Origin of the sequence: Pseudoalteromonas sp. UBA6610 (assembly GCF_002433295.1) — a bacterium.
GTDB classification, from domain to species: Bacteria; Pseudomonadota; Gammaproteobacteria; order Enterobacterales; family Alteromonadaceae; genus Pseudoalteromonas; species Pseudoalteromonas atlantica.
Window position 1 is genome coordinate 1 of the sequence record NZ_DJHW01000130.1, and the last position, 9,677, is coordinate 9,677.

General features: G+C 41.4%; 9 protein-coding genes. 7 read left to right on the forward strand and 2 right to left on the reverse strand.

The genetic code is table 11. From position 1 onward, the window contains the following. On the forward strand, positions 1 to 246 hold a 246-nt coding region (gene rpsQ / locus B4F91_RS16890; protein ID WP_286938961.1), incomplete at its 5' end, for a 30S ribosomal protein S17. 325 nt (positions 247 to 571) lie between these two features. On the opposite strand, the gene B4F91_RS16895 is transcribed toward rpsQ, so the two are convergent. Next, a complete protein-coding gene (locus B4F91_RS16895) occupies positions 572 to 1,108 on the reverse strand; it encodes a helix-turn-helix domain-containing protein (RefSeq protein ID WP_286938959.1) in 537 nt (178 codons plus the stop codon). A 181-nt stretch (positions 1,109 to 1,289) separates the two neighbouring features. Here B4F91_RS16895 and B4F91_RS16900 point away from each other — a divergent pair, with 181 nt between their 5' ends. Then, positions 1,290 to 1,763 (forward strand): hypothetical protein, encoded by a 474-nt coding sequence (locus B4F91_RS16900; protein ID WP_286938958.1) that lies wholly within the window; start codon positions 1,290 to 1,292, stop codon positions 1,761 to 1,763. A gap of 113 nt (positions 1,764 to 1,876) precedes the next feature. After that, entirely contained in the window at positions 1,877 to 2,473 is a 597-nt protein-coding gene (locus tag B4F91_RS16905) for a hypothetical protein (protein WP_286938956.1), read from the forward strand. A gap of 30 nt (positions 2,474 to 2,503) precedes the next feature. Here B4F91_RS16905 and B4F91_RS16910 read toward each other — a convergent pair whose 3' ends face one another. Then, entirely contained in the window at positions 2,504 to 4,135 is a 1,632-nt protein-coding gene (locus tag B4F91_RS16910) for an endonuclease (protein WP_286938954.1), read from the reverse strand. A 306-nt stretch (positions 4,136 to 4,441) separates the two neighbouring features. On the opposite strand from B4F91_RS16910, the gene B4F91_RS16915 reads away from it, so the two are divergent. The 4 genes from B4F91_RS16915 to B4F91_RS16930 all read left to right on the forward strand — a co-directional run bounded on the left by B4F91_RS16915 (position 4,442) and on the right by B4F91_RS16930 (position 9,465). Further along, a complete protein-coding gene (locus B4F91_RS16915; protein ID WP_121636828.1) occupies positions 4,442 to 6,253 on the forward strand; it encodes an assimilatory sulfite reductase (NADPH) flavoprotein subunit in 1,812 nt (603 codons plus the stop codon). A gap of 60 nt (positions 6,254 to 6,313) precedes the next feature. Further along, positions 6,314 to 8,011, forward strand: a complete 1,698-nt coding sequence (gene cysI / locus B4F91_RS16920) for an assimilatory sulfite reductase (NADPH) hemoprotein subunit (protein ID WP_024031990.1) — start codon at positions 6,314 to 6,316, stop codon at positions 8,009 to 8,011. A 42-nt stretch (positions 8,012 to 8,053) separates the two neighbouring features. Next, entirely contained in the window at positions 8,054 to 8,794 is a 741-nt protein-coding gene (locus tag B4F91_RS16925) for a phosphoadenylyl-sulfate reductase (protein WP_004589442.1), read from the forward strand. Positions 8,795 to 8,922: 128 nt separating this feature from the next. Further along, complete coding sequence (locus tag B4F91_RS16930; protein WP_286938950.1) at positions 8,923 to 9,465, forward strand: DUF4124 domain-containing protein; 543 nt, start codon at positions 8,923 to 8,925, stop codon at positions 9,463 to 9,465. Positions 9,466 to 9,677 lie beyond the last annotated feature (212 nt).

Genomic DNA, 9,677 nt, shown 5'->3' on the forward strand with positions numbered 1-9,677 from the left:
ATTCGTACTCTTCAAGGCCGTGTAGTAAGCGACAAGATGGAAAAATCTTTCACTGTTGCTATCGCACGTTACGTGAAGCACCCAATCTATGGGAAATTCATCAAACGTACTACTAAGCTACACGTACATGACGAAAACAACACAGCAAAAGCGGGTGACGTAGTTACTATCCGTGAATGCGCACCAATTTCTAAGAATAAATCTTGGACTTTAGTAGACGTTGTTTCTAGTCCAAAACAAGCTTAATTTTTAAATTAAGTAAGTTTTGTAAAAAAGCCCTGGCATTAGCCGGGGCTTTTTGTTTGCGTTTAAAAAAGCTGTAAGTTTGAAGCTTTCAGTCCTCAGCTGCTCGCAGTGGTGTGAAGCGCCGTAGCTTGGGTTGAGACTAGAACACTTGAGAAAAAAGCACGCCACGAATACGTAATAGTCCTAATACTAATCGAAAATAATACCAATCGTGTTAATTTATTAGGCATTTATAGCGACAGATAAAAATTTCGATACACGACTGTATAGATGTTTGAGGTAGAGTAATACTGGAGTAATTGCCAAGAACAACTAAATAACAGCTCTATAATTTACCAAACCTATGCCTTTGCGAGAGTAAAGCTGCAACAATAGATATTAATATGCACACGGCAGAGCCTACCACTAAGAAGCGGTTCTCGATTCGACTGACTTGCCTTTCTCCTACAATTTGATAGGTCACATCCCCCTCAATAAAGCGTTCGCCTTGGTATTGCTGAGTGACGTTAAAGGCTAAAAAGTCACCTAGCTTTGCTTGATAGGTAAAGTAGGTTTGTGGATAAAAAATTTCATATGTTGCACACAACCACGCTATCAGCCCACACATAAATAAAGTCAGGCTCATAATTAAAGTGATGTTTGAGGGCTTATGTATCGCTGAACTTATAGGTAGGCATTTATCAATACAGCCTTCGCCATAGCAAAGTTTAAGCTTTTTAATTACCTCAGTTGAGGGGATAAACTGTCCATTTTCAAGCTTTGAAAGGTACGACTGTTGAATTCCAATTTCACGCGCAGCATAAGCCTGAGTCCACTTTTTATTTGCTCTAAGGCGCTTTAACTCCATTCCTAACGCTTGCATACCCTCTGCTCTTATTTGATTAGTTAAGCGTTTTATTATCGCTAAAATTAGTATTTATAAATAGTCTAAAAGCGTATATTCATGCTTATTAATATAAAGAATATTATGAATATTAATAGCTTATATTAAATATAATAAAATATAAGGTATGCTCAATTCGATTTTAATAAGGAGATATAATATGTCGAATAAATTTACTGGCGCTATGTTAGTGCTTATCAGTTCACTGTTTTTTATAAACCCCAGTTACGCAGAGCCTGTTTTTGCAATTAAGGCCAGTATTTATAAATTACAGAATGAGATTACCGTAGATAGTAAAATAGAGCAGGCTTTAAAAAATCTAAGCCCTACGCATCAACCTCAGCTACTCACGCTATTAAATAAAAGCGCAATGATAGAAATTGGTGATGATACGCAAATGACGGCGCTTGAAGTAAAGCCTAACGCAGAGGGGTCGCATTTTAACGCCAGCTTGAAGTTAAAAGAGCAGGTTGATGGCAAGTGGGAATCTATTTCTTCCTTTATGCCGCAAATCCCAAATGGGCAAACAGTGTATTTAAGCCGCACCTTTACAGATAAAGTATGGCTGATAAAAATTACAGGCAAACGCTATGAATCAATAGAGCGTGCAGAGCAGGCCTTAAATCAAAAGTAATGTCTGTTAATTTACCGCACAATGATTGGTTGCAAAAAAAGTTTAATATAAGTTTGCTGGTAAAGTGTGGCGGGCACGTTAGTATGCGCTAATAAAGGTACAAGGAGCGTAGTATGGCTAAGCAAACAGTGTTAATTATAGGTAATGGCCCCGTCGAAAAGGATGTAAGTAAAGCCCTAAACAGCTTTGATAGAGTGGTGCGCTTTAATATGTGTGCAAACATGCCTGCATACTTAGGCCGTAAATGTACTGATTTATGGCTAGTAGGGCGAGGTAAGCAAGGCGCAATGCTCTGCGCAGCGTTTCCAGATATAGATATAACGCAGCTGAAAAATGTCATGATCACTGACCCAAAACCTAACTTATTTACTCAACCTTTTTATAAGCTAATTAACCGCAGGGGCTGTATTGACCATGGCGATGAAATAATACGTAAATATAGCCCGCATGCAAACGTGAGTCGAATCGCCCAGCACGATAAAACAGCATTATTAAAACACTTATATACGTTTGGCAAACCTGCTTTTAAAGCTAAAACACCCAGTTCGGGAATGTTAGCTATTGAGCACTTTTTAAAGCAGCAAGCACAGGTGCATATTATCGGTTTTGGTTTTAAGGGCTGGAAGCGTCATCCGTGGGATTTAGAAAAGCAGTATGTAGCGTCACTTATTGCCAAACAAAAAGTACAGTTATTAAAAAGCCCCAGTTAATGCTGGGGCTAAAAAGTTATAACCAAGCTATTACCAAATCATCTCAACAAATTCAGGGTGATCGATATACGGGTTACGATTACCTTGAAACTCATAAGCTGCTTGGTTACGATCAAGTTCCATTTGGCTAACAGGGTCGGCGTTATGCCAGTTAAGTAGCATAGCTACCACCCAGTTTTCGAATACTTGATTGCTTGTACCATTAAGGACTGCATTACTGGCAGTTGTGTTATTTTGCCACGAGCCTATTACATTCTCGTAGCGGGTTGCCATGTAAAAATAAGCGCGAGCAAAGTCACCTTTAAACTCATCAATTGGCTCAAACACCGTACCTGAGTAATTAATAGAGCTTGCTGCTGAACCGACTTTACTACCGTTTGTTGATGTAAATGATGCGCTAGCCACTTCACCAAATGGGTAGTTACTACGTTTTGAGTTTACATAACCGTCGGTTGCATAAATGTGGTGCACGTCTGAATTCATTGGCTCATTTGTGCCGCCAAACCAGCTTTTAGGGAACGAATGCTCGCGGTTATAGCAATCTGCTTCACTGTTATAAGTACCACACTGATCGCTCACCGCGGTGTAAGTATAGCTGTCACTACCATTTGGCTTTTCACTATACATATCTAAAATACTGTTATCGTTTTCAAAGTATTTATCGCGTGCTGAAGAATCGTAAAAGTTCCAAATAGCCGAGTAACCTTGCGAGCTGTGATTTTTGATAATGTTATAAAGCTCAGTTTTTAATGCATAACCAGATAAACCCTGAGTTGTTACGTAATAACCTGTTGGTGTTGGGTTAGTGCCACCGCCAGTATCACCGCCAGAGCTATCGCCTAATTCAAAAGTTGTACTATCTGTGTTATTAAAACTTGCGCCACTGGCAAGTGTGGTGCTGCCCTGAGTGAGCGCGTAATTACCATTACCTACGTTGCAGCACATACCGTCGCCATAGCTGTCACTTATAACTAGGGTGTATGCGCCATCAGTTAAACAGAGTTGCTCATTATATTGTGTGTTAGAGGCATAACCACTACCACTGGCTACGCTGCTACCTTGGCTGTTGTTAACCACCCAGCTGGTTTCGCTGCCGTAGTTATCGGTATTAAGGGTTAAAGTAAGGCTATGGTCGTTACAGCTGCCTGAAGCACCGCCATCTGTATTAGGCAAAAAATTATCTACATAAACGATTTCATTGCCATCAAAGCCGCTCATATCGTAAAAACGTAAACCAACATTAATGGTTTTATTACTGCTAGGCGTATAACTGTGGCTAATTGTTTGCCACTGGTTAGTTTGCGCTTGGTTAGAGTACCCTTGGTAGCCATCTACATACAGGCGGGCCCTTATGTTTCCTTCAGTGTGATATACATCCACTGAAAAATCATATGTTTTGCCCGCCTCCACACTAACTTGTTGTAATAAGTCGGTATTGCTTTGCGAGCCGGTGGTCACATTAATAGCCGCCGCGCTGTTTGCGTTATTTACGATACTGGTTGAGCGCGATACATTAATACCGCTATCAATTGTGGTCCACGCGTCAGGCGTATTGCCTGTCCACTGCTCAAATCCGCCATTTGCGACATTGGCCATTGCTGGGGTGGCGGCAATCAGTAATGCCGTGCTAAGTAACTTATTTTTGTATGTCCCGTGTGACATGATTGTTCCTATTTTTTATAGTTGAGTAAATAACATACACTATCTGCACAAGGTTACAAATTTGTTAAATACAAAATTAATAAAATAGCAATAATAAGCCTTTAAGCTGTTTTTGAAGGTCTTTATATAAATTAATAACTAAATGGAATAACAAAGCAGATTCTATTCTTTTTTTCTCACCGCATAGCCCGCTATCCTGCACACTAATAAAACCTCAGCAGAGTTACTCTGGGTGAGGTAAAACTCATTTTGAACAGCGCACCATGTGGGCTGTATGTAATTTTCAGGGTTATGGGGAACAAATTCATGTTGTTAGGTCAACTTAACGCAGCGGCAAGCCCGCTATCGCAAGAGCAAGTACAAAAGCTGCAAGGCTTAGTAGCAGAACTTAATCCGATTCAGCAAGCGTGGGTAAGTGGTTACTTAGCTGCAAATGCTAATTCTGCGGCTCTTGGTGGGCAAGCGCCTACAGCGGCTGCAAGCGATGCTGCGCCACTTACTATTTTGTATGGTTCGCAAACAGGTAATGCAAAAGGTGTGGCGACTAAGCTTAAAGAGCAAGCAGAGTCGCGCGGTCTAGCTGTAAAACTTGTGAGCATGTCTGACTACAAACCTACAGCCCTGAAAAAAGAAAAGTTTTTAACCGTTGTTGTATCTACCTACGGTGAAGGTGAACCACCTGAAGATGCTGAAACACTGTATGAATTTTTAACTACCAAAAAAGCACCTAAGTTAGATGGCGTTAAAGTAGCGGTACTGGGTTTAGGTGACTCTAGCTATGAGTTTTTCTGCCAAACAGCAAAAGACTTTGAAGAGCGTTTAAACAAACTTGGCGCAGAGACTATTTTCCAACGTGCCGACCTAGATGTTGATTACGATGATGAAGCAGCCACTTGGATCACCGGTGCACTTGATGCATTCGAACCTGATCTAAAAGCGCAGCAAGATGCTGCTGGCGGCCAAGTTGTATCAATGCCATTTGGCGCGCCAACAGCGGCAGCAAGCCAATACACTAAGCAAAACCCATTTGCGGCAGAGCTTGTTACCGTACAAAAAATTACAGGGCGCGATTCTACTAAAGATGTACGCCATGTTGAGATTTCGCTTGAAGGCTCAGACATCACCTACTTACCTGGTGATTCATTAGGCGTGTACTTTTTAAATGATGAAGCCCGCGTAGATGAGCTACTAACACACACGCAAATCGATCCAAGCACACTTGTAAAAGTGGGCGAAGAGTCACTGCCTATTCGCGATGCATTAATCGAAAAGTTAGAGCTTACTCAGTCATACCCAGGCTTTGTAGAAAAATATGCAGTAGCAACGGGCACGCCAGAGCTACTAAAGCTTGTAGAAGATAAAGCCGCGATGCGTGAGTACATTGAGCCTCGTCAAATTTTTGATGTAGTGGCACAAAATCCTGCAAAAATAGACGCACAAACCTTAGTTGATTGCCTACGTAAATTACAAGCGCGCTTATACTCAATCGCTTCAAGCCAAAGCGAGGTTGAAGAGGAAGTGCACTTAACGGTAGGTTTAGTTGAGTTTGACGCCTTTGGCAGCGAACATTTAGGTGGCTGCTCTGGTTATTTAGCACGCCGTGCTGAAGAAGGGTGTAAAGTTAAAGTATTTAGTGAGCACAACGACAACTTCCGTTTACCTAGCGATGATAATACCCCAATTATTATGGTTGGCCCAGGTACCGGTATTGCGCCATTCCGTGCATTTTTACAAGAGCGTGACTCGCGAGAAGCACAAGGCAAAAATTGGCTGTTTTTCGGTAACCCACACTTTACACAAGACTTCTTGTATCAAGTAGAAATTCAGGGTTATTTAAAATCAGGCCTATTAAGCAAAGTTGACGTTGCATTTAGCCGTGACCAAGCCGAAAAAGTATACGTACAAGACAAGCTACGCAAAAACTCAAAAGAAATTTTTGAGTGGCTAGAAGCAGGTGCGCATTTTTATGTGTGTGGTGATGCAAACCGCATGGCAAAAGATGTACACAACGCCTTAGTTGATATCATCAGCGAAAACACCGGTAAAAGCTACGAAGACGCAGAGCAATATTTAAAAGACTTACGTAGCGCTAACCGCTATCAGAAAGACGTGTATTAATCACGTTTCTTATTTTATTAACAGCTAGCAGCCGTCACTGTAACAAATTTAGGATTTAAAATGAGCGAACAAGATAAAAACGTAAAACTTTCTGATAACGAACGTTTGAAAAGAGAAAGTAACTTTTTACGTGGCACCATAGAGCAAGATTTAAAAGATGAAATTACCGGTGGTTTTACAGCCGATAACTTCCAACTTATACGTTTTCACGGTATGTACCAGCAAGATGACCGCGATATACGCCCTGAGCGCGCAAAGCAAAAGCTAGAGCCGCTGCACAATGTAATGCTACGTGCACGTATGCCTGGCGGTATTATCAAGCCTGAGCAATGGCTAGCAATTGATAAATTTGCCGATGAAAAAACAAGCTACGGCAGTATTCGTTTAACAACACGTCAAACGTTTCAATTTCATGGTGTATTAAAGCCAAATATTAAAGGCATGCACCAAATGCTTAATAGCGTTGGTATTGACTCTATTGCCACCGCAGGCGATGTAAACCGTAACGTACTATGTACGACTAACCCTGTTGAGTCAGAGTTACATCAAGAAGCGTATGAGTGGGCTGCAAAAATTTCTGAGCATTTACTTCCAAAAACGAAAGCATACGCTGAAATTTGGTTAAATGGCGAAAAAGCAGAAACTACAGAAGAGCCAATTTTAGGTTCTAACTACCTACCGCGTAAGTTTAAAACCACGGTTACTATTCCGCCTAACAACGAAGTTGATGTGCATGCGAATGACTTAAACTTTGTTGCTATTGCCGAGGACGGCAAGCTTGTTGGCTTTAACGTACTTGTAGGTGGTGGCCTAGCTATGACCCACGGTGATACGGCTACGTATCCGCGTAAAGCTGACGACTTTGGTTTTATTGCCCTAGAAGACACTTTAAAAATTGCTGAGCATGTTGTATCAGTGCAGCGCGATTGGGGTAACCGTTCTAACCGTAAAAATGCAAAAACTAAATACACACTAGACCGTGTTGGGTCTGACGTATTTAAAGCCGAAGTAGAAAAACGTGCCGGTGTAAGCTTTGCACCAAGCCGCCCTTATGAGTTTACTCACCGTGGCGATCGTATCGGTTGGGTAGAAGGCATTGATGGCAAGCACCACCTTACGCTATTTATACAAAGTGGCCGTATTTTAGACTACCCAGGTAAGCCATTAAAAACAGGTTGTCGTAAAATTGCTGAAGTGCACCAAGGCGATATGCGCATGACGGCTAACCAAAACTTAATTATTGCTGGTGTGCCTGCCGATCAAAAAGCAGTCATTGAAGAAATTGCCCGTAACCACGGCTTAATTGATGACAAAGACACTGAGCAACGTAAAAACTCAATGGCGTGTGTAGCATTGCCAACGTGTCCGCTTGCTATGGCCGAAGCTGAGCGTTACTTACCAAGCTTAATTGAAAAAACCGAAGCACTACTTGCTAAGCATGGCATACCTGATGACAGCATTATTATGCGTGTTGTAGGTTGTCCTAACGGTTGTGGCCGCGCAATGCTTGCAGAAGCTGGTTTAGTAGGTAAAGGCCCTGGTAAATACAACGTTTACCTAGGCGGTAATTTAGAAGGTACACGCATTCCTAAACTGTACCTAGAAAACGTAGGTGAAGATGTTTACCTAGACGCGTTTGATAAGCTAATTGGCCAGTGGGCAAGTGAGCGAAACGACGGTGAATGTTTTGGTGACTTTGTAATTCGCAAAGGCATTGTTGCTGAAGTAAAAGTATCAGTAACCGATTTTCACGCTTAATTAAATACCCACGCGGAGCGTGGGTGAGGTTTAAAATTGACCATGAGTGAATTTAAAAACATATTACAGCTTGATAAGCAAAGCCAAGCGGCATTGCTTGCAGATGCAAATGGCATACTTGCACCAATGAGTGCGGAGCAGCGTGTTGCATGGGCACTAGAGAACTTACCCGATACAGCTTTTTTATCATCAAGCTTTGGTATTCAAGCGGCGGTCATGCTGCATTTAGTAACATCTCAGCGTCCTGATATTCCTGTGGTATTAACCGATACGGGTTATTTATTTCCAGAAACGTATCAGTTTATTGAGCAAATGACAGCGCGCCTATCACTTAATTTACAGGTGTATAAAGCTGAGCTAAGCCCTGCATGGCAAGAAGCTAAATACGGTAAGTTATGGGAACAAGGCGAGGACGGTATTAAGCAATATAATCAGCTTAATAAAGTAGAGCCCATGACCCGCGCATTAAAAGAAATTGGTGCCGGTACTTGGTTTAGTGGCTTGCGCCGTGACCAATCATCGACCCGTGCAGATAAACAGTTTGTTGAGATAAGCCGAGGTACGGTAAAAGTGTACCCGATTATTGAATGGTCAAACCGCGATGTATATCAATACCTTACCAAGCATGATTTACCTTACCACCCATTATGGGAGCAAGGTTATGTGTCGATGGGTGATGTGCATACTACGCGTAAACTTGAGCCAGGTATGAGCGAAGAAGAAACGCGCTTTTTTGGTTTAAACCGCGAATGCGGACTGCATATTGACGGCGATGGTATTTAAAAAAAAGCGAATGCTAAACAACTATTTAAACGCAACTTAGGTTGCGTTTTTTATTGCAAAAAAATTGCCTGATTAAGTATTTTTTATTAGACTTGCCTTTCAAGGATTCATTTTTAAGCAGGAACGCTATGAAATACTTCACCTACTTGGCAATATCAGTCATGATCATTGCTGTTATCTCTTTGTTTTACCTAAAAAAGCCAGATGGCCAAACATGGCTTTCTAGTTCATCTATTAGTGCTGAATCTAACAAAATTAAAGAAAAAATGGTCGCGTTATCTACCAATACGCTTAATCAGGCAGTGCAAGGCGCAAAACAAGCGGGCGATAAAATTGCGCAGAGTGTAAACAATGATGCGGCGACAATTAAACCCGGTAGCAAAATTTATAAGTGGCAAGATAAAAACGGCCAATGGCATTTTTCAGATACGCCTAATGCAGATGGCAAAAGTATTGAGGTAAAACTTGATGCCCGTGATGTCACTGTTGTAGCCGCAGAAGACACCTCAATTTTGAGTAGCAGTGCAAGTACCTCAAAAAAGAGTATTCAACCACCTACACCTACCGTTTACAACGCTGAATCTATTCAAAAACTGTTTGAAGATGCCGAAAAGGCAAAGCAAAAATTAGAGCAGCGCAGTAAAGAGATGCAAAGTATAGGTGGGTACTAAATTTTATTGTGCGCTTAGCATTAAAACTTACTCAATATGAGGGGTTTGTAATTTGTGAGCTGAGTTACTGCGCCTTCGTTAGGCTAAGGGCTTATAACCAGTTAAAAGCAATACCAAGTTGCAATACTCGTTAATTATTTAGCGCATAAAAAAGCCTAGCGACTGCTAGGCTTTTTAATTTTAAATATTGTCTTGTCCTGAAATGTGTTTAC